The 17,087-nt window shown below is 70.8% G+C and carries 17 protein-coding genes and 1 riboswitch; of the genes, 5 read left to right on the top strand and 12 right to left on the bottom strand.

Annotation, left to right across the window (positions count from 1 at the left end; all coding sequences use genetic code 11):
• Nucleotides 1-10 precede the first annotated feature (10 nt).
• The 9 genes from JHW38_RS19600 to JHW38_RS19560 all read right to left on the bottom strand — a co-directional run bounded on the left by JHW38_RS19600 (nucleotide 11) and on the right by JHW38_RS19560 (nucleotide 8,216).
• Nucleotides 11-544 carry a GrpB family protein gene (locus JHW38_RS19600; RefSeq protein ID WP_207522993.1) on the bottom strand — a complete coding sequence of 178 codons (534 nt, stop codon included), beginning with the start codon at nucleotides 542-544 and terminating at the stop codon, nucleotides 11-13.
• An 84-nt stretch (nucleotides 545-628) separates the two neighbouring features.
• Nucleotides 629-1,297: an epoxyqueuosine reductase QueH gene (locus JHW38_RS19595; protein WP_207522992.1), complete on the bottom strand. Its 669-nt coding sequence runs from the start codon at nucleotides 1,295-1,297 to the stop codon at nucleotides 629-631.
• Nucleotides 1,294-2,193, bottom strand: a complete 900-nt coding sequence (mmsB, locus tag JHW38_RS19590) for a 3-hydroxyisobutyrate dehydrogenase (RefSeq protein WP_207522991.1) — start codon at nucleotides 2,191-2,193, stop codon at nucleotides 1,294-1,296. The genes JHW38_RS19595 and mmsB overlap by 4 nt, the downstream gene beginning before the upstream one ends.
• Nucleotides 2,190-3,392 carry an enoyl-CoA hydratase/isomerase family protein gene (locus JHW38_RS19585; protein WP_207522990.1) on the bottom strand — a complete coding sequence of 401 codons (1,203 nt, stop codon included), beginning with the start codon at nucleotides 3,390-3,392 and terminating at the stop codon, nucleotides 2,190-2,192. The genes mmsB and JHW38_RS19585 overlap by 4 nt, the downstream gene beginning before the upstream one ends.
• Nucleotides 3,389-4,186, bottom strand: a complete 798-nt coding sequence (locus JHW38_RS19580) for an enoyl-CoA hydratase (RefSeq protein ID WP_207522989.1) — start codon at nucleotides 4,184-4,186, stop codon at nucleotides 3,389-3,391. Before JHW38_RS19580 ends, JHW38_RS19585 begins: the two co-directional genes overlap by 4 nt.
• Complete coding sequence (locus JHW38_RS19575) at nucleotides 4,183-5,361, bottom strand: acyl-CoA dehydrogenase family protein (protein ID WP_207526434.1); 1,179 nt, start codon at nucleotides 5,359-5,361, stop codon at nucleotides 4,183-4,185. The genes JHW38_RS19580 and JHW38_RS19575 overlap by 4 nt, the downstream gene beginning before the upstream one ends.
• An 11-nt stretch (nucleotides 5,362-5,372) precedes the next feature.
• Nucleotides 5,373-6,887 (bottom strand): CoA-acylating methylmalonate-semialdehyde dehydrogenase, encoded by a 1,515-nt coding sequence (locus JHW38_RS19570; protein WP_207526433.1) that lies wholly within the window; start codon nucleotides 6,885-6,887, stop codon nucleotides 5,373-5,375.
• A 169-nt stretch (nucleotides 6,888-7,056) separates the two neighbouring features.
• Nucleotides 7,057-7,276, bottom strand: a riboswitch (cobalamin riboswitch).
• A 108-nt stretch (nucleotides 7,277-7,384) separates the two neighbouring features.
• Complete coding sequence (locus tag JHW38_RS19565) at nucleotides 7,385-7,765, bottom strand: lysozyme inhibitor LprI family protein (protein ID WP_207522988.1); 381 nt, start codon at nucleotides 7,763-7,765, stop codon at nucleotides 7,385-7,387.
• Nucleotides 7,766-7,952: 187 nt separating this feature from the next.
• Nucleotides 7,953-8,216 (bottom strand): DUF2188 domain-containing protein, encoded by a 264-nt coding sequence (locus JHW38_RS19560; protein WP_207522987.1) that lies wholly within the window; start codon nucleotides 8,214-8,216, stop codon nucleotides 7,953-7,955.
• Between the two features lie 242 nt (nucleotides 8,217-8,458).
• Between JHW38_RS19560 and JHW38_RS19555 the strand changes: the two genes are divergently transcribed.
• The gene (locus tag JHW38_RS19555) at nucleotides 8,459-9,082 is read left to right on the top strand and encodes a response regulator (protein WP_207522986.1); all 624 of its coding nucleotides are present in this window, start codon (nucleotides 8,459-8,461) and stop codon (nucleotides 9,080-9,082) included.
• 55 nt (nucleotides 9,083-9,137) lie between these two features.
• On the opposite strand, the gene JHW38_RS19550 is transcribed toward JHW38_RS19555, so the two are convergent.
• Nucleotides 9,138-9,716, bottom strand: a complete 579-nt coding sequence (locus tag JHW38_RS19550) for a hypothetical protein (RefSeq protein ID WP_207522985.1) — start codon at nucleotides 9,714-9,716, stop codon at nucleotides 9,138-9,140.
• Between the two features lie 150 nt (nucleotides 9,717-9,866).
• Nucleotides 9,867-10,787 (bottom strand): LysR family transcriptional regulator, encoded by a 921-nt coding sequence (locus JHW38_RS19545; protein ID WP_207522984.1) that lies wholly within the window; start codon nucleotides 10,785-10,787, stop codon nucleotides 9,867-9,869.
• Nucleotides 10,788-10,898: 111 nt separating this feature from the next.
• On the opposite strand from JHW38_RS19545, the gene JHW38_RS19540 reads away from it, so the two are divergent.
• The 4 genes from JHW38_RS19540 (at nucleotide 10,899) to JHW38_RS19525 (ending at nucleotide 15,521) form a co-directional block, all read left to right on the top strand.
• A complete protein-coding gene (locus JHW38_RS19540) occupies nucleotides 10,899-11,600 on the top strand; it encodes a pirin family protein (protein ID WP_207522983.1) in 702 nt (233 codons plus the stop codon).
• A gap of 109 nt (nucleotides 11,601-11,709) precedes the next feature.
• Nucleotides 11,710-12,540, top strand: a complete 831-nt coding sequence (locus tag JHW38_RS19535; RefSeq protein WP_207522982.1) for an alpha/beta fold hydrolase — start codon at nucleotides 11,710-11,712, stop codon at nucleotides 12,538-12,540.
• A 188-nt stretch (nucleotides 12,541-12,728) separates the two neighbouring features.
• Nucleotides 12,729-13,844 (top strand): alpha/beta hydrolase family protein, encoded by a 1,116-nt coding sequence (locus JHW38_RS19530; RefSeq protein WP_207522981.1) that lies wholly within the window; start codon nucleotides 12,729-12,731, stop codon nucleotides 13,842-13,844.
• A 375-nt stretch (nucleotides 13,845-14,219) separates the two neighbouring features.
• Complete coding sequence (locus tag JHW38_RS19525) at nucleotides 14,220-15,521, top strand: iron-containing redox enzyme family protein (RefSeq protein WP_207522980.1); 1,302 nt, start codon at nucleotides 14,220-14,222, stop codon at nucleotides 15,519-15,521.
• Nucleotides 15,522-15,570: 49 nt separating this feature from the next.
• Here JHW38_RS19525 and JHW38_RS19520 read toward each other — a convergent pair whose 3' ends face one another.
• Nucleotides 15,571-16,953, bottom strand: coding sequence for an aspartate aminotransferase family protein (locus JHW38_RS19520; RefSeq protein WP_207522979.1), 1,383 nt, complete (start codon nucleotides 16,951-16,953; stop codon nucleotides 15,571-15,573).
• Nucleotides 16,954-17,087 lie beyond the last annotated feature (134 nt).

The raw sequence follows: 17,087 nt of genomic DNA, 5'->3' as shown, positions 1-17,087 counted from the left end.
GCGGCCGCGCTCAGCGTTGCGGGTACCAGCGCAACGCCTGCGCCTGGACCCGCTGGATCCAGTCGTTCTTGCACTCGCTGTAGGCGTGCGAATCCATCGGATGGCGGTCGCGGCAGCGCTGTTTCAGCGCGTCGTAGTCGGCGGCGATGTCAGGATGCGCGCGCAGATAGTCGCGGAACGCCAGATGCCGGATCGCCTCGGCCGAGCCGGACGCATAGCAATGCGCCTGCACCCGCCGGCGGCCGCCGTCGGGGTCGGACAAAGTGCAGTAGCGCCGCCCCGGCAAGCCGTATTCGCCCCACCACTGGTAGCCCAACGCCTCGACTTCGCCGCGGCGCGCATCGAGCTCGGCCAGATCGCGCACCAACGGCATCAGGTCGAGCACCGGCTTGGCGCGGATGCCGGCGATCGCGGTCGAGCCGATGTGCTCGACTCCGATCAGCGCCGGCCCGATCGCCGCCGCCAGCGCACGCGCGCGCTCGGCCGCGGCCTGCGCCCAGCGCGGGTCGTGCGCGACCAGTTCGACTTCGATCGGCGGCGGCATGGCGGCGCTCCCGGCGCGCGGCGGAGCCTGGATTTCAAGCGCCTACGGCGTCCGGGTCAATAGCCGGACGGCGCGGCTTCGCGCTCAGCCCGATCCGGAATCGCCGCCGTCGTCGCCGTAGAAGACCGTGCCGATGCGGATCCGCTCGCGCCCCTGCGCCTTGCGGTGGCGGTTGGTGTCGCGCAGCGAGTACACGCAGCCGCAGTACTCCTGCTGATAGAAGCGCTCGCGCTTGCTGATCTCGATCATGCGCTGGGAACCGCCGCCCTTGCGCCAGTTGTAGTCCCAGTAGACCAGCTCCGGATAGCGCGCCGCGGCGCGGTGGCCGCAGTCGTTGATCTGCTCCATGTTCTTCCAGCGCGAGATGCCCAGCGAACTGCTGATCGCGGCGAAGCCGTGCTCGTGCGCGTAAAGCGCCGTGCGCTCGAAGCGCATGTCGAAGCACATGGTGCAGCGGATGCCGCGCTCGGGCTCGTTCTCCATGCCCTTGGCGCGGGCGAACCAGTTATCGGTGTCGTAGTCGGCGTCGACGAACGGTACGCCGTGCTGCGCGGCGAAGCGCACGTTCTCGTCCTTGCGCAGCTCGTACTCTTTGACCGGATGGATGTTGGGGTTGTAGAAGAAGATCGTGTAGTCGATGCCGGCGGCCAGCAGCGCCTCCATGACCTCGCCCGAGCACGGCGCGCAACACGAGTGCAGCAGCAGGCGCTGCGCATCGCCCGGCAGGGCCAGCTCGCCTCGCTGCACGCTCACCCGGCCGACTCCTGGCGCGCCAGCAACTGGATCACGCTGGAGAAATCCAGCCCGCCGCGGCCGGCGCGGCCGTTGAGCGCGTACAGATTGCGCGCCAGTTCGCCGAGCGGGATCGGCGAGCCGGCGCTCATCGCCGCTTCCGCGGCGAGGCCGAGGTCCTTGAGCATCAGGTCGTTGCCGAAGCCGCCGCTGTAGCCGCGCGAGGCCGGCGCGTTCTCGAGCACGCCGGGCCAGGGATTGCAGACTTCGGTGGCCCAGCTGCGGCCGGTGCTGACCGCCATCATCTTCGACAGCGCGGCCGGGTCGAGGCCATGCGCGGCGCCGAGCGCGAGCGCTTCGCCGGTCGCGGCCATGATGACGCCGAGCGCCATGTTGTTGCACAGCTTGGCGACCTGGCCGGCGCCGTTGCCGCCCATGTGGAACACGTTGCGGCCCATCGCCTCCAGCCAAGGGCGCGCGCGCTCCAGCGCCGCGGCGTCGCCGCCGACGATGAAGGTCAGCGTGCCCGCGGCCGCGCCGGCGGTGCCGCCGGACACCGGCGCATCGATCATCGCCACGCCGCGCGCGGCGGCCGCGGCAGCGACCTTCTGCGCCGACGCCGGCGCGATGGTGCTGCAATCGATCGCCAGCGCGCCCGGCGCGATCCGCGCGAGCAGGCCGTCGTCGCCGAGGTACAGGGCTTCGACGTGGCGGCTGGCCGGCAGCATCGAGATCACCGCGTCGGCGCCGCGCACCGCGTCGGCCGCGCTCGCCTGCGCGTGCGCGCCGAGCGCGACCGCCGCGTCGACCGCGGCCGGCACCAGATCGAACACGTGGACTTCGTGCCCGGCCTTGAGCAGGTTGGCGGCCATCGGGCCGCCCATGTGGCCCAGGCCGATGAAGGCGATGCGGCTCATGCGCGCGGCTCCGTGGCGGCGCCCAGGTCGGCCAGCGGATGCGGCCGCGCCGGTTCGGGCACGTGGAAGAAAGCGGCGGCCCAGTGCGCGTCGGCCTGCGCCAGCGTCGCCGGGTTCCAGCGCGGGTTGCGGTCCTTGTCGATCAGCAGCGCGCGGATGCCCTCGGCGAAATCGCCGTGCGCGGCGCAATGCAGCGAGACCCAATATTCCATGCGGAAGGTGTCGGCCAACGACAGCGACGCGGCGCGGCGCTGCAGTTCGAAGCCGAGCCGCGCCGAACCCGGCGCGCCGGCGGCGAGGGTCTTGCGCGCGTTCTGCAACCACGCGTCGTCGGCGTCGATCGCCTCGATGCGGCCGATGATGGCTTCCAGCGAATCGCCGGCGCACAGCGCGGCGACGGCGTCGGCGCGCTGTTGCAGCGGTCCCGCCGGGGCCGGTTCGGCGAGGCTTTGCAGCAGCACGGTCAGGGTCGCGCGGTCGCGCGCGGCGTCGAAGCTCCACGGCGCGGCGAGCGCGGCGTCCAGCGCCTGCGCGCGCGCGGCTTCGGGCAGGTAGTGATCGGCCAAACCCGCGCGGATCGCGTCGCCGGCGTTGAGCGGCGCGCCGGTCAGGGCGAGGAACAGGCCGGCGCGCTCGGGCACCCGCGCCAGCAACCAACTGCCGCCGACATCGGGATACAAACCGACGGTGATTTCCGGGAACGCCAGCTTCGAGCGCTCGCCGACCACCCGATGGCTGGCGCCGGCCATCAGGCCGATGCCGCCGCCCATGACGATGCCGTGGCCCCAGCACAGCAAGGGTTTGGGAAACGTATGGATGCGGTAGTCGAGGCGGTATTCGGTTTCGAAGAACGCCTCGGCATGGACGTTGCCGCGCGGATCGGCGAAATCGTCGCCGCCCCAGCGGCCGCGCGCCTGCTGCTCGCGCATGCCGCGGTACAGGCCGTGCAGGTCGCCGCCGGCGCAGAAGGCTTTTTCGCCCGCGCCTTGCAGCCACACCATCGCCAGCGTCGGGTCGTCGGCCCAGCGCCGCAGCTGCGCGTCGAGCCGCTGCGCCATCTCCAGCGACAGGCCGTTCAAGGTCGCCGGCGCGTCGAGCGTGGCGATGCCGATGCGGCCGTACGCGCCTTCGCGTTCTTCGAAGCGCACCGGCGCGGCGGGCGCGGCGTCTTGCGCTTCGGACTTGAGGTTCGCGTTCATGCGTTCTTCCACTGCGGCGCGCGCTTTTCCAGGAACGCGGCCACGCCTTCGGCCTGGTCGGCGCTGTCGAACAAGTCGACGAAGGCCTCGCGCTCGCGCACCAGCGCGGTCGCGTGCGGCTGGCTGCGGGTCGCCTGGACCAGCGCCTTGCACGCGGCGACGCTGGTCGGGCTCTGCTTTTCCGCTTGCTTGGCCCATTCCAGCGCGCGCGTCAGCGCCTGGCCCTTGGCCACCACTTCCTCGACCAGGCCGATGCGCAGCGCGGTCGCCGCGTCGATGCGTTCGCCGAGCAGGATCATGCGCTTGGCCCAGCCTTCGCCGACCAGCCGCGGCAGGTTCTGGGTGCCGCCGGCGCACGGCAGCAGGCCGACCGTCGCCTCCGGCAGCGCCAGCTGCGCCTGTTCCTCGACGATGCGCAGGTCGCAGGCCAGCGCGCATTCCAGGCCGCCGCCCATGGCGTAGCCGTTGATCGCGGCGATCGACACGCCGCGGAACGCGCTGAGGGTTTCGAAGGCTTCGCCGAAGCGGCGCGCGGCTTCGCGCGCGCGCGCCTTGTCGCCGTCGGCGAACTGCTTGAGGTCGGCGCCGGCGCTGAAGAACTTCTCGCCTTCGCCGACGATCACCAGCGCGTAGACCTCGCGGTCGGCGTCGAGGTCGCGGACCAGGTCGCGCAAAGCGGCCAGGCTGTCGCGGGTCCAGGTGTTGGCCGGCGGGTTGCTCAGCTCCACCACCGCGGTGTGGCCGTCGATGCGCAGCTTGAGGCCCGCGTAAGCCTTGTTCGCACTGGAACTCATCGCAATTCCTCGTCGCTGTTGAGCAGGTGGCGCGCGATGATCACGCGCATGATCTCGTTGGTGCCTTCCAGGATCTGGTGCACGCGGCAGTCGCGCAGCAGCCGTTCGATCGGGTATTCGCGCATGTAGCCGTTGCCGCCGTGGATCTGCAGCGCTTCGTTGCAGATCGCGAAGCCCGCGTCGGTGGCGAAGCGCTTGGCCATCGCGCACCACACCGTGGCGTCGCCGGCGCCGGCGTCGAGCTTGCGCGCGGCGGTGTGGACCATCTGCCGCGAGGCGATCAGTTGCGTGGCCATGTCCGCCAGCTTGAACTGCAAGGCCTGGAACTCGGCGAGCTTCTTGCCGAACTGGCGGCGCTCGCCCATGTAGCGGCGCGCTGCGTCCAACGCGCCCTGCGCGGCGCCGAGCGAGCAGCTGGCGATGTTGAGGCGGCCGCCGTCGAGCCCTTTCATCGCGATCTTGAAGCCGTCGCCTTCGCGGCCGAGCAGATGGCTCGCCGGCACCCGCACGCCTTCGAACGAGATCCCGCGCGTGGGCTGGCTGTTCCAGCCCAGCTTTTCTTCCTTGCGTCCGTAGACGATGCCCGCGGCGTCGGCCGGCACCGCGAACGCGCTGATGCCGCGCGCGCCGTCGCCGCCGGTGCGCGCCATCACCACCAGCAGGTCGGTGGACCCGGCGCCGGAGATGAAGGCCTTGGCGCCGTCGATCACGTACTCGCCGCCGTCGCGCACCGCACGCGTGCGCAGCGAGGCCGCGTCCGACCCGGCGCCGGGTTCGGTGAGGCAATACGAGGCCAGCTTGCGGCCGCTGGCCAGTTCCGCGCCCCAGTGCGCGCGCACCGCCTCGCCGGCGTGCGCGGCGAACATCCAGGTCGCCATGTTGTGGATGCTGATGAAGGCCGCGGTGGACGGATCGGCCGCGGCCAGCTCCTCGAACACGATCGCCGCGTCGAGCCGTGTCAGGCCCGAGCCGCCGGCGATCTCGTCGACGTACAGCCCGCAGAAGCCCAACTCGCCAGCCTGGGCGATGGCTTCGCGCGGGAATACGCTGTGCGCGTCCCATTGCGCCGCGTGCGGCGCCAGCTGCGCGCGGGCGAAATCGCGCGCGGCTTCGCGGTAGGCCGCCTGTTCCTCGCTGAGCCCGGTCGGCGCGGCCGCGTGGGCCTGCCAGTTCATGACCGCGGCCATTACTTCAGGCTGATCGTGGTGTTGACGCCATGGCCCGCGGTGTCGTCGTCGAACCAGCGCGCGGTGACGGTCTTGGTCTGGGTGTAGAACGCCACCGCCTGCTTGCCGTACGGGCCGAGGTCGCCGAGCTTGGACGCGCGCGAGCCGGTGAACGAGAACAGCGGCACCGGCACCGGGATCGGCAGGTTGATGCCGACCTGGCCGACGTCGATGTCTTCCTGGAAACGCCGCGCGGCCGCGCCGGACTGGGTGAAGATCGCGGTGCCGTTGCCGTTGGGATTGGCGTTGACCAGGGCGATCGCCTCGTCGAGCGTGTCCGCGCTCAGGATCACCAGCACCGGGCCGAAGATTTCCTCGTCGTAGATGCGCATGCCGGGCTTGACCGCGGAGAACACCGTCGGGCCGACGAAATTGCCGCGCTCGAAACCGTCGACCGCCGGCGCGCGGCCGTCGAGTTCGAGCGTCGCGCCCTGCGCCACGCCCGAAGCGATCAGGCCTTCGACGCGTTCGCGCGCGGCGCAGGAAATCACCGGGCCTACGTCGGTGCCGGCGTCGGTGCCGGCGCCGACCTTGAGCGCCTTCGCCTTGGCTACGAGATCGGGAATCCACTCGTTGGCCGCGCCGACCAACACCGCGGTCGACGCCGCCATGCAGCGCTGACCGGCCGCGCCGAACGCGGCGCCGGCGAGCGCGTTGAGGGTTTGTTCCTTGTTCGCGTCGGGCAGCACCACCGCATGGTTCTTCGCGCCCATCATGCATTGCACGCGCTTGCCGGCCAGCGAGGCGCGCCGGTAGACGTGGGTGCCGACCTTGGTCGAGCCGACGAACGAGACCGCCTTGATGTCGGGGTGATCGCAGATCGCGTTGACCGCGTCTTCGCCGCCGTGCACGACGTTGAGCACGCCGCGCGGGATGCCGGCTTGCAGCGCCAGCTCCGCCAGCCGCATCGTCACCATCGGATCCTGCTCCGACGGCTTGAGCACGAACGTGTTGCCGGTGGCGATCGCCATCGGGAACATCCACAGCGGAATCATCGCCGGGAAATTGAACGGGGTGATGCCGGCGCACACGCCGAGCGGTTGCAGCAGGGTGTAGGTGTCGACGCCGCCGGCGACGTTGTTGGCCAGTTCGCCGAGTTGCAGGTTGCCGATCGCGGCGGCGTGCTCGACCACTTCCAGGCCGCGGAACACATCGCCTTCGGCGTCGGGCAGGGTCTTGCCCTGCTCGGCGGTCAGGATCGCCGCCAGCTCGCCCATGTGCTCGCGGATCAGCTGCTGGTATTTGAGGAAGATCCGCGCGCGCGCGCCGATCGGGGTCTTGCGCCAGCTCGCGAACGCGCGCTGCGCGGCGGCGACGGCGGCGTCGATTTCCTCGGGCGTCGCCATCGGCACGCGCGCCAGCACGGCCTGGGTCGCGGGATTGACGACGTCGCGCCAGTGCGCGCTGCGCGATTCGACGAATTCGCCGTCGATCAGCAGCTTGACGGTCGCGACATCGGTCGCGACGCGGTGCATTTCGTTCATGTTGGTCTCCGGATCGCACACCCGCGAAGGCGGGCGATGCGCGAACGAAGACCGGGCGAAAGGCGGGCGCACGCGCGCCGCACCGCATCCGCTCGTCAGGTCGCCCGCCGCAACGCCCGAGGAGAACAGCGCGTCGCGCCGCGACGAGGTCGCGGCCGCTGCATGCTGTCCGCCACAGGCCGGTCTCCGGACTCGCGAGCGACGCGGTTGCGTCCCGCCGGCGCCTTCCCGCGCGTTCGCGCAGTGGCCGATGCCGGTTTTTCTCGCCTACCGTTGCGGGGGCAGTGCCGGGTTTGGACTCGCGTCCGCACCGGCTTCCCGTTTCACCCTGCGCGCTCGCCTGGAGCGGGCGGCAGGACACCTGTAGCGCGCCGAGTGTAGTGGTTCGGCGGCGGCAGCCACAAGCTTCGCCGCGGTATGGGCCGACGCGGTACGGCGCTTGCGCCTGCGCGCGCGCAGGCGTATTCGTGCACGCGCGTGCGCCCCGTTCAGCGCGCGAGCCGCGCTTCCAGTTCGGCGGCGCGCAGCGCGGTCTCGTCGACCCGGCACATCGCCGCGTCCAGCGCGGCGAGCGAGCCGTCTTCGCCGGGCGCGCAACGACGTTCGCGGCCTTGCGTCCACTCGCGTTGCCGGGTCTGCATGCGCGCCTGCGCGTCCTTCGGCAGTCGCCGCTTCAGTTCGGCGTAGACGCTGTCCAGGCGCTGCTGCTGGTAACGGTATTCGACCGCGGCGCAGTCCATCATCGCGGCGTTGGCGGCGGCGGCTTTCAGGCACAGCCGGTAGCCCTCGCGGGTGTCGGCCTCGCGCGGCGCGGCCGCGGCGGACTCGGCGCCGACGGCGTGCGCCGCGAACGCGGCGAAGGAAAACATCAGGCAAAGCGCAAGCGGTGCGCGGGCAAGCTCCATGCGGCGGTTCATCGTCGTCCTGGCGAATCGAGGAAGGGGACGTCGGGCCCGGCGCTGCGCGCGCGTTGCGGCCGCAGCGGGCGAGGTTCGACCGCGCAAGCCTAATCGCATGAACGGGCGCGGCGTAACCGTGCCCGCCGACGCCGCGGCGTCACTGCCGCCGCCACTCCGCGCACAGCGCGCCGGTCGCGCCGCCGACGAACACCGCCTCGCGGTCCATGCGCCCGTCGCGCCGCGCGACCCACACCTCGGCATGGCCGCCGGTGTCCTGGTTGTGGCGGCGCGCGCGCACCCGCGCCGCGGCGCGGGCGATGTCGCGGTTCGGGAACGCGATCTCGTGCGCGCCGTTGATGCGCAGCCGCCAGAAGCTCGACGCGTGCGGAACGACTTCGTAGATCGTCATCGACGTGGACATCGCTACTCCGGTTCGGGCCCGCGCTGCGGGGCGAGGCCACGCTAGCAAACGGCAAACGTGACGGATGTAGGAAAACCCCGATTCGGCGTCGGCGCGCGTCTACGCCGGCGTACACATCCGGTTACGTAACGTAGGCATCCGCCGACGTTCGCGTCGGCGTACCGCACTTTGCCCGCGGGCGAGTTGCGGACCTTGGAAACGGCCTGGAAATTCGCTCGCATCATCTACGGAGCGATAGGGACATGATCCGGGTGTTCATCGTCGACGACCAGCCGCTGGTCCGGCTCGGACTGCGCTGGATCCTCGGCGCGCACAGCGACATCGATGTGGTCGGCGAAGCCGGCGATCCGCACGAGGCGGTGCTGCGGATGGCGCAGTCGCGGGCCGACGTGGCGCTGTGCGGCTTCAACCGCCCCGACGGCGACGACCTGACCCTGGTGCGGCGCCTGCTGCAACGCGATCCGGCGCTGCGGATCCTGATCGTCTCGGCGGTCGGCGACGGGCCGCTGCCGCGGCGCCTGCTCGCCGCCGGGGCCCTGGGCTACGTGTCCAAGTCGCGCGACGGCGCGGTGGTGGTGCGGGCGCTGCGCGAAGTCGCCGCCGGCCGCCGCTTCATCGACGATTCGCTCGGCGGCCGGCTGCTGTTCGAATCCTCGCCGTTCGACCGGCTCAGCCCGCGCGAGCTGGAAGTCGCGCGGATGCTGCTGGACGGCCAGCGCAACCGCGACATCGCGACCGCGCTGCATGTCGCCGAATCGACCGTGCGCACCTTGCGCGCGCGGGCGCTGAGCAAGCTCGACGTGCGCGGCGAAGGCGCGCTGGTGCGGCTGGCGATGGATCACGGGCTGGTCGGGCGCAGGGCTTGAGGCGGCGGCGATGGGCCGCCGCCGTGGGCGTCGATATCGAACGACGGCGGCTCGGTCAGATCACCCGCAGCGGCACGTCGGCTTCCAGGGCGGAGAAGGTCTGAGTGCGCAACCTGCACGGCCCCAGCGCCGAGTCGAACACCAGCTTGTTGTTGCTGCCGACGAAGTTGGTGCTGTCCAGATAGGCGGTGATGTCGTGGGTGCCGGTGGCGCTCGGGCAGAACACATTGAGCGGCGCGCCGACCGCGAAGCGCACATCCAACAGTTCCAGCGTGTACACCGGCGGATTCGGCGTCGGCGCGCCGACGACCGGCACCGTCGAGCCTGGAGACGGCCAGATCGCGATGGGCCAGGACAGGGCCTGCGCAGCGGTCGAAGCGCAGCCCGTGCTGCCGCTGAACGAAGCGCCGGTGACGCTCGGGGTGCCATTGAGGACCGTCACCGACACGACCATGTCGCAGGGCAAGGTCCAACGCACATAAGAGAACTGGACCGGACCGCGGAAACGCACGTACCCCGTGTCCGTCCAGGCGAATCCGTTCCAGATCTGCAGGCTGGCGGCTTGCGCCGGCGCCCAGGCCTGGAACGCGAGCAACAGCACGATCGTTGCGGTAATGCGCTTCGATGCGGACATCGCCATCTCCTTAGCGTTTGAGTGATTACGGATGCGGCCGCGACGGCCGGCGCCGTATCCATTCCGACGCAGCGGGCGCGCAAAACGCGAACCCGCGCGCGCTCACGTTCGCTCACGCGCTCGCCCGCGTCGCCCTCGCCCGCGTCGCCCTCACCCGCGCGGATCGGCCCACGGCGCGGATTCGAACTTGCCGGCCAGATACTCGATCAAGGCCTGCACCCGCGCCGGCCGCGCGCGGCCCGGCGGCGTGACCACGTGCAGCGCGATCGGCGGCGGCGCCCATTGCGGCATCACCGCCTCCAGCGCGCCGCTGCGCAGTTCGCGCCAGACCAGGAACTCGGGTTGCAGCGCCAGGCCCAACCCCGCCAGCAACGCCGGGTTCAAGGCTTCGGCGTTGTTGACCCGCAGCGGCGCCGGCACGCTCAGCGAGAAATCGCCGTGGCGCGCGTGGTGGAAGCGCCAGGCGTTGCCGAAGCGCGAGTACGCGTAGGCCAAGGCGCTGTGCGCGGCGAGCTCGCGCGGATGGCTCGGCCGGCCGCGCGCGTCCAGGTACGCGGGCGCGGCCACCAGCACGATGCGCACGCCGCACAGGCGCCGCGCCAGCAGGCTCGAATCGGCCAGCGCGGAGATGCGCAGGGCCAGGTCGTAGCCGCCGCCGACCAGATCGGTGACGCCGTCGTCGAAATCGATGTCCAGCGCGATCTCGGGATACTCGGCCATGAACTGCGGCAGCAGCGGCGCCAGGTGGGCGATGCCGAACGACATCGGCGCGGCCAGCCGCACCCGCCCGCGCGGGCTGCGCGCCTGCGCGGTGACCTCGGCTTCGACCGCCTCGCCCTCGGCCAGGATCCGCGCCGCGCGCTCGAGCGCGGCGCGGCCGCTCTCGGTCAGCGAAATCCGCCGCGAGGTGCGGTGCAGCAGGCCGGTCTTGAGCCGGGTTTCCAGGCGCGTCACCGCCTTGGACACGGTCGCCTGCGACAGGCTCAGCTCCTCCGCCGCGCGGGCGAACGAGCCCAGTTCGGCGACCTTGGCGAAGATCGCCCAGGCTTCCAGGTCGGGCAGTCGGATCATGGTTCGATCATGTCCTTTTTGGAAACGATGGTTTTCTATCGTTTCTATTCTAAACCCAATCGCAGCGGCCTATCGTTTCCCCATCGACCGCACACACAAGGAAACGCCGACATGATCGAACTGCGCCCCTACGCCAGCCTCGGCGGCGAAAACCACGGCTGGCTCGACGCCAAGCACCACTTCTCGTTCGCCGGCTACCGCGACGCCCAGCGCATGGGCTGGGGCGCGCTGCGGGTCTGGAACGACGACACCATCGCCGCCAACACCGGGTTCCCGCCGCATTCGCACGCCGACATGGAGATCATCACCTACGTCCGCGACGGCGCGATCAGCCACCAGGACAACCTCGGCAACCGTGGCCGCACCGAAGCCGGCGATGTGCAGGTAATGAGCGCGGGCAGCGGCATCCAGCACGCCGAGTACAACCTGGAGTCGGGCACCACCCGGATCTTCCAGATCTGGATCATCCCCGACGCCCGCGGCGGCGCGCCGACCTGGGGCGCCAAGCCGTTCCCGAAGGACGACCGCGGCGGCCGCTTCGTGGTCCTGGCCAGCGGCATCGACGGCGACGAGGACGCGCTGCCGATCCGCGCCAACGCCCGCGTGCTCGGCCTGACCCTGGCCAAGGGCGAATCGGCCGACTACGCCTTCGACGGCCAGCGCTACGGCTATCTGGTGCCGGCCAAGGGCCGCGTCGACGTCGACGGCATCGTGGTCGAAGCGCGCGACGGCGCCGCGATCCGCGACCAGGCGCGCATCCGCGTGACCGCGTTGGAAGACGCCGAACTGGTGCTGGTCGACACTGCACCGTAACCCGCGTCGTCCAGCCTCGAAGCGCTGCACCCCACTCCTGCAACCTCCGCGCCGCCGATCCGCGGCGGCGCGTTCCCCTTCTTTTCCGTTCGATCACCGGAGCGATCTCATGGCCACTTTCACCACCCGCGACGACGTGCAGATCTATTTCAAGGACTGGGGCCCGCGCGACGGCCAGCCCGTCGTCTTCAGCCACGGCTGGCCGCTGAGCGCGGACAGCTGGGAATCGCAGATGTTCTTCCTGGCCGCGCACGGCTACCGCGTCATCGCCCACGACCGCCGCGGCCACGGCCGCTCCAGCCAGCCGTGGGACGGCAACGACATGGACCATTACGCCGACGATCTGGCGCAGTTGCTCGAACACCTCGACATCAAGGGCGCGGCGCTGTTCGGCTTCTCGACCGGCGGCGGCGAAGTGGCGCGCTACATCGGCCGCCACGGCACCGCGCGGGTCGCCAAGGCCGGCCTGATCTCGGCGGTGCCGCCGCTGATGCTGAAGACCGACGCCAACCCCGGCGGCCTGCCGATCGAGGTCTTCGACGGTCTGCGCGCAGGTTCGGTCAAGGACCGCTCGCAGTTGTATATCGACATCGCCAGCGGCCCGTTCTTCGGCTTCAACCGCGAAGGCGCGACGCCGTCGCAGGGCATGATCGACTCGTTCTGGATGCAGGGCATGTGGGGCGGGCACAAGAGCACCTACGACTCCATCGCCGCGTTCTCGGCCACCGATTTCACCGAAGACCTCAAGAAGTTCGACGTGCCGACCCTGATCGTGCACGGCGACGACGACCAGATCGTGCCGATCGACGCTGCCGGCCGCGCCTCGGCCCAGTTGGTCAAGAACAGCAAGCTGATCGTGTACCCGGGCGCGCCGCACGGCCTGACCGATACGCACAAGGACAAGCTCAACCAGGATCTGCTGGACTTCCTCAAGTCCTGATCGAAGCCCCCCTGTAGGAGCGGCGCGAGCCGCGACCGCGAAACCGCGCATACGCCGTATGCCGGAAGTCGCAGTCGCGGTTCGCGCCGTTCCTACACGGCCAGCCCAAGCCTGCGCATCACTTCCGGCCTACGACGCCGTCCGAACGGGCGTGCTAGCGTTCCGCGTCGCCGACCGTCGGAGCACGCATGAAGCTCAAGCCTCTCGCCCTGCTGACCCTGGCCGCGTGGTTCGCTGCCGCACCGGCGCTGGCCGCGCCGCGTTACGTCGCCGGCGAAACCCACCGCGTCGCCGTCCAACCCAGCGCCGCGGCGCGCGACGCCGAAGGGCGCGACCAGTTGCGGGTGACGGTGTGGTATCCCGCCCGCGCCGGAACCGTCGCGAAAGAAGTCGCGCTGGGCCCGCCGGACGCGCCGTTCTTCAAAGTCGCCGCGCTCGCCGACGACGCGCCGTTCGCCGACGACACGCCTTCGAACAGCGGTGGGCCCGGCCGCAAGCGCCCGGTCGTGCTGCTGTCGCACGGCTTCGGCGGCAGCGCGCGGATGATGGGCTGGTTCGCCGCGCCGCTGGCGCAGGCCGGTTACGTGGTGATCGGCGTCGACCATCCCGGCAACAACGGCGTCGACCGCATGACCGTGCCGGGCGCGATCCTGTGGTGGGAACGCGCCGAAGACCTCAAGCGCGCGCTGGCCGCGGTCGCCGCCGATCCGCAGTTCGGCCCGCACATCGATCCGACCCGCGTCGGCGCCACGGGCTTCTCCGCCGGCGGCTTCACCGCGCTGGCCCTGGCCGGCGCGCGCTTCGACCGCCAGCGCCTGCTCGACTACTGTCACGCCCACCCCGACGACGGCGTGTGCCGGCCGCAGCTCGAATTCGCGATCACCGAAGCCGATATGCGCCAAGCCTTGCAGCGCCCCGATGTGGCCGCGCTGGAAGCCACCGCCGGCGCCGACCATTCGCTGCCCGCGGTCAAGGCGGTGTTGGCGATGGCGCCGGCGCTGGTGCAGGCGTTCACGCCGGAAAGCCTGAAAGCCATCGGCGTGCCGGTGCGGATCGTCGCCGGCGAGGCCGACACCATCGCCTCGCTCGACAGCAACGCGCGTCCGGCCGCCGAGGGGATTCCCAATGCGCGGCTGACCGCGTTGCCCGAAGTCGGGCATTACGCGTTCCTGTCCGCTTGCATCGCGGCCGGACGCGAGAAGCTCGCGTTGTGCGCGAAGACCGGGCCGCAGGAAAAGGCGCATCGCACGGCGGTCGAGCAGGCGTTGAAGTTGTTCGCCAAGACGCTCGGCAAGCCCCACTAATCTCTCACGCAGCCCCCTGTAGGAGCGGCGCAAGCCGCGACCGCGACATCGCGCTTGCGAGGTAAGCCGAGTTTCGCGGTCGCGGCTCGCGTCGCTCCTACATAACGCGCCTCTCAGCGGGCGCGAATCGGCATCGCGCTGCGACGCACAACGCGCCCCTGCGTTTCGCATGAAATTGTCGCGATTCTCCCTTTCGTGATCGCGACACCGCGGTCGCGCCCGGCGGCGTGTTCGATTCGATGCGGCAACACCGCGTGCCTCGCCGCGAGCACGCTGCCATCCCACGCTCATGCAACCGAGCGCCTCGCGGCTCCGCCGTCGGCGCTCGCCGCCGACGTCCTTCAGTCCACCTCGACGATAGGAAGGACCATCGCCATGAAGACCCACCCCGCGCCCCAGGCGCCGTCGCCCTCCGCCTTCGACCTGCGCGCGTTCTGGACGCTGGCCGACGATCTGCAACGCCAGACCGTCGACCACGCCGGCGCCCTGTTCGCGTTCGTGGAAACCGCCGAACCGCCGCGGCTGTTCGCGCTGCTGGCGCAGTACCGATGTTTCACCGATTACTACATCGCCGACATCGCCCTGCTGATCGCGCGGCTGCCGCCCGGGCGCATGCGCAGTTTCCTCGCCGACATCCTGTTCGACGAACTCGGCAGCGGCGACGCCGCGCAGGCGCATCCGCAGCTCTACGACGATTTTCTCGCCAGCCTGGGCATCGATCACGCGCCGCGCGATCGCTTGCCGCTGGCGGCCAATCTCGCGTTGCTCGACGCGGCGCGCGCGCGGCTGGTCGCCGCCGACAGCGATCCGGCCTACGGCGTCGGCCTGCGCGGCATGGGCGGCGAATGCGTCTGCCAGGTCTATCTGGCGCGCCTGTACGAGCATCTGATCCGCAATCCCTACGTGCGCGAGCATCGCGAGCGGATCGACTGGACGTTCTGGGATCTGCACGTCGGCGAACACGACATCGCCCATCGCGAGAAGCTGCGCGCGCTGATCGGCGACGAGGTCGGCCGCATGGACGCCGGCAGCGTCGCCGGCCTGGAACGCGGCTACCGCGACAGCATGCAGGCCTGGCAATCGTTCTGGAACCACATCCACGCCGCGGCGACCGCGGACGACCCGGGCGCGGTCGCGCGCGGCGCCAGCGACGGCGCGTCCGCGCTGCCGGCGGCGGACGCGGACGCGCGCATCGCCCAGTTCCACCTCGCCATCGGCGTGCACGACCTGCAACAGGCGCGCGCGTTCTACTGCGACGTGCTCGGCGCCGGCCAGGGCCGCTCGACCAAAAACCTGATCGACCTGGATTTCTACGGCCACCATCTGGTGATCCACCAGGCGCCGCAAGAAGCGACCGGCGACGCCGCGTTCGGCTCGGCGTTCTACGGCGAAACGGTCAAGGTGCCGCATTTCGGCATGAACTTGAACTGGCGCGACTGGAGCGAACTGGCCGAACGGATCAAGCAACGCGGCTACGGCTTCATCGACCCGCCGCACGTGCGCATGCGCGACCTGCCGGGCGAACACGCCACCATGTTCCTCAGCGACCCGAGCGGAAACTCGCTGGAATTCAAGGCGTTCCGCAACCACGACGAAGTGTTCGCGACGATCTTTTCCGCGCACACGAGCGAGATCGACGGGCTCGAAAACCTGGTGAAAAAGGCCGCGGCGGCGTGAACCGCGCCCGCGGCCGGCGCAGACCGCGCCGGCCGCGGGCGTTGCGCGCTCAGCCCGCGGCGTAGCGGTCGACGACCGCCAGCGCTTCGTCGATCGTCGCCAGCCCGTGGCGCAGCTCGTCTTCGCCGATGTTCAGCGGCGGCACGACATGCAGGCGGTTGCCGGCGGCGAACGGCCACACCCCGCCGCGCTTGCACGCCGCGACCAGTTCGGCCATCGGCGCATTGGCCGCGCCGGCGGCGTTGAACGGCACCAGCGGCTCGCGCGTGGCGCGGTCGCGCACCAGCTCGATCGCCCAGAACGCGCCGAGCCCGCGCACCTCGCCGACGCTGGCATGGCGCTGCGCCATCGCCGCCAGCGCCGGGCCGATGATCTCCTCGCCGATGCGGCGCGCGCGTCCGATCAGGCCTTCGCTGCGATAGACCTCGATGCAGGCCACCGCCGCCGCGCAGGCCAGCGGATGCCCCGAATACGTCAATCCGCCCGGAAACGGCTTCCGGTCGTAGGCCTCGGCGATGCGCTCGCTGACGATCACCCCGCCGAGCGGCACGTAGCCGCAATTCACGCCCTTGGCGAACGTGATCAGATCCGGTACCACGCCCCAGCGGTCGATCGCGAACCATTCGCCGCAGCGGCCGAAGCCGGCCATGACTTCGTCGGCGATCAGCACGATGCCGTGGCGGTCGCACAGCTCGCGCACGCCTTGCAGGTAACCGTCCGGCGGCACCAGGATGCCGTTGCCGCCGACCACCGACTCCAGCAGGATCGCCGCCACCGTGTGCGCGCCTTCCAGCTCCAGGGTCTGGCGCAAGTGGGCCAGCGCGCGCTCGCATTCCTGCGCGGCATCGCTGGCGTAGAACGCCGAGCGATACGGATACGGCCCCCAGAAACGCACCACGCCGGCGCTGCCCGGCTCGCCGTTCCAGCGGCGCGGATCGCCGGTCAGCGCGAGCGCGCCGGCGGTGGCGCCGTGGTAGCTGCGGTACATCGCCAGCAGCTTGTGCCGGCCGGTGTGCTGGCGGGCGATGCGCACCGCGTTCTCGACCGCTTCGGCGCCGCCGTTGGTGAAGAACACCCGGTCCAGATCGCCCGGCGCGACCTCGGCGATCATGCGCGCGGCCTGCGCGGTGGCTTCGTTGGCGTGGTACGGCGCGAGCGTGCACAGCTTGCCCGCCTGCGCGCGGATCGCCTCGACCAGGGCCGGATGCTGATGGCCGAGGTTGACGTTGACCAACTGGCTGGAGAAATCCAGCCAGCGCGTTCCGTGCTCGTCCCAGAACCACGCGCCCTGCGCGCCGACGATCACCGCCGGATCGATCTGCGCCTGCGCCGACCACGAATGCAGCACGTGGCGGCGGTCGTCGCGCCAGGCCGCGGAGCGTTGCGGCTCGGCCTCGGGGGCCGGTTCGATCCGTTCGCCGATGCGGTTCATGCGCCTGCCTCCAATCCGGGACTGGCCCGCATCATCGCATCGCGGCCGCGGCCGCCGCACCCGCGCGCTCATGATTGTTGTCACAGGACGGCGCTGAAGACGACGCGCTAGATTCGCTGCACCGCGGCGACCGC

This window comes from Lysobacter enzymogenes (assembly GCF_017355525.1).
GTDB classification, from domain to species: domain Bacteria; phylum Pseudomonadota; class Gammaproteobacteria; order Xanthomonadales; family Xanthomonadaceae; genus Lysobacter; species Lysobacter enzymogenes_C.
This window is presented reverse-complemented; position numbering and strand designations above follow the sequence as displayed.

Bases quoted from the DNA above. Each gene is read 5' to 3' on its own strand.
- JHW38_RS19600 (WP_207522993.1), bottom strand. From the start codon at position 544: ATGCCGCCGCCGATCGAAGTCGAACTGGTCGCGCACGACCCGCGCTGG.
- mmsB (WP_207522991.1), bottom strand. From the start codon at position 2,193: ATGAGCCGCATCGCCTTCATCGGCCTGGGCCACATGGGCGGCCCGATG.
- JHW38_RS19585 (WP_207522990.1), bottom strand. From the start codon at position 3,392: ATGAACGCGAACCTCAAGTCCGAAGCGCAAGACGCCGCGCCCGCCGCG.
- JHW38_RS19580 (WP_207522989.1), bottom strand. From the start codon at position 4,186: ATGAGTTCCAGTGCGAACAAGGCTTACGCGGGCCTCAAGCTGCGCATC.
- JHW38_RS19575 (WP_207526434.1), bottom strand. From the start codon at position 5,361: ATGAACTGGCAGGCCCACGCGGCCGCGCCGACCGGGCTCAGCGAGGAA.
- JHW38_RS19570 (WP_207526433.1), bottom strand. From the start codon at position 6,887: ATGCACCGCGTCGCGACCGATGTCGCGACCGTCAAGCTGCTGATCGAC.
- JHW38_RS19565 (WP_207522988.1), bottom strand. From the start codon at position 7,765: ATGTTTTCCTTCGCCGCGTTCGCGGCGCACGCCGTCGGCGCCGAGTCC.
- JHW38_RS19560 (WP_207522987.1), bottom strand. From the start codon at position 8,216: ATGTCCACGTCGATGACGATCTACGAAGTCGTTCCGCACGCGTCGAGC.
- JHW38_RS19555 (WP_207522986.1), top strand. From the start codon at position 8,459: ATGATCCGGGTGTTCATCGTCGACGACCAGCCGCTGGTCCGGCTCGGA.
- JHW38_RS19550 (WP_207522985.1), bottom strand. From the start codon at position 9,716: ATGTCCGCATCGAAGCGCATTACCGCAACGATCGTGCTGTTGCTCGCG.
- JHW38_RS19545 (WP_207522984.1), bottom strand. From the start codon at position 10,787: ATGATCCGACTGCCCGACCTGGAAGCCTGGGCGATCTTCGCCAAGGTC.
- JHW38_RS19540 (WP_207522983.1), top strand. From the start codon at position 10,899: ATGATCGAACTGCGCCCCTACGCCAGCCTCGGCGGCGAAAACCACGGC.
- JHW38_RS19535 (WP_207522982.1), top strand. From the start codon at position 11,710: ATGGCCACTTTCACCACCCGCGACGACGTGCAGATCTATTTCAAGGAC.
- JHW38_RS19530 (WP_207522981.1), top strand. From the start codon at position 12,729: ATGAAGCTCAAGCCTCTCGCCCTGCTGACCCTGGCCGCGTGGTTCGCT.
- JHW38_RS19525 (WP_207522980.1), top strand. From the start codon at position 14,220: ATGAAGACCCACCCCGCGCCCCAGGCGCCGTCGCCCTCCGCCTTCGAC.
- JHW38_RS19520 (WP_207522979.1), bottom strand. From the start codon at position 16,953: ATGAACCGCATCGGCGAACGGATCGAACCGGCCCCCGAGGCCGAGCCG.